Origin of the sequence: Streptomyces africanus, from assembly GCF_002150735.1 — a bacterium.
Taxonomy (GTDB): Bacteria; Actinomycetota; Actinomycetes; order Streptomycetales; family Streptomycetaceae; genus Streptomyces; species Streptomyces africanus.
In genome coordinates this window covers 295-1454 of the sequence record NZ_MUKA01000551.1, presented here as the reverse complement: position 1 = coordinate 1454, position 1160 = coordinate 295, and the positions used below count along the sequence as shown (strand labels likewise).

The following is a 1160-nucleotide window of genomic DNA, read 5'->3' as shown; positions in this document are numbered from 1 at the left end:
GACGGGCCGGCCGGTGACGGCGCAGAACTGCTGCATCACCTCGGCCTTCGCGTCGTGGACGTCCTGATGGGGGACCCAGGACCAACCGGGCACCTTCTCCATGGCCTCGAGCTGGTCACCCGGTAGGTCGTTGCCGCGGGTGATTAGCTCCGCCCTCCGCCTTCGGAGGTTGTTCACCCCCACGGTCGCGTCGCGGCTCGACAGCAACTCCTCCCGCTCGCACGGATCGGTCAGTTCGGCCCGCCGCAGGTACCGGTCGTAGCTGGCCCAGAAGCCGGTCTCGTATGCGATCTGGGAGGACCATGTGGCGATCGTGGCCAGGCGCTCGGCCCGGTCGGTCGCCTGCGTCGGCCTCATAGTCCACCAGCGCATCGAACATGAAGTCCCACGCCTCGTTCTGCGCCGAGTACTCCAGCCTCCGTGCTGCTTGCTCGCCGATGCGCTCGCGGATCCACCTCGGGCCGCTGCTTGCCCTCCAGGCACGTAGGAGGTTCGCCAAGGATGCCGTGCTCATCGTGGACGGCACCCTAGTTCCGGCCCGCGATCACACCATCGCTGAGCAGTCCAAGAACTACAGGTACTCCACCAACCACCAGGTCGTCATCGACGCCGACACCCGACTCGTCATCGCGGTCGGCCGGCCCCTGCCCGGCAACCGCAACGACTGCGAGGCGCGGGAGGAATCCGGCGCCGAGGCCGCCATCGGTAAGACCACCACAATCTCCGACGGTGGCTGTCCCGGTACCGCCCACAAGCAGGTCCGCGCCCGAGTCGAGCACGTCTTCGCCAGGATGAAGACCTGGGAGATCCTCCGCGACTGTCGCCTCAAAGGTGACGGCGTCGACTACGTCATGCTCGGCATCGCGCGTATGCACAACCTTGCCCTCGTCGGGTAGGCGGGGGTGGGCAGCCAGCAACGAACAGCCACGCCAAGCCGACCCCAGAACCACTACGGGACAGCCCTCAGGCGAAACGCGTGTCGGCGTACGCCCCGCCAGCAGGTAGGGGAGGCCATCGGCCTCCCCTACTTGCTTGTCAGCGCAAGGACGGACAAGTCTCCGGCTGTCGCCGGCCTCTCCCTCTCGCTGTGCCCGACCTCGCGGCAAGAAGCTGCTGTGCAAGAAGGATGACGGGGAGATCCCCGCCGAGCCGATGCCGAT

At 67.2% G+C, this 1160-nt stretch carries 1 protein-coding gene and 1 pseudogene; one reads left to right on the top strand and one right to left on the bottom strand.

Annotation, left to right across the window (positions count from 1 at the left end; genetic code table 11):
• A partial coding sequence (locus tag CCL05_RS41910) for a hypothetical protein (RefSeq protein WP_143590044.1) occupies positions 1-357 on the bottom strand: 357 nt, incomplete at its 3' end.
• A gap of 95 nt (positions 358-452) precedes the next feature.
• Between CCL05_RS41910 and CCL05_RS41905 the strand changes: the two are divergent.
• Positions 453-896 (top strand): annotated as a pseudogene (locus CCL05_RS41905) (transposase); the annotation flags it as partial.
• Positions 897-1160: the final 264 nt, after the last annotated feature.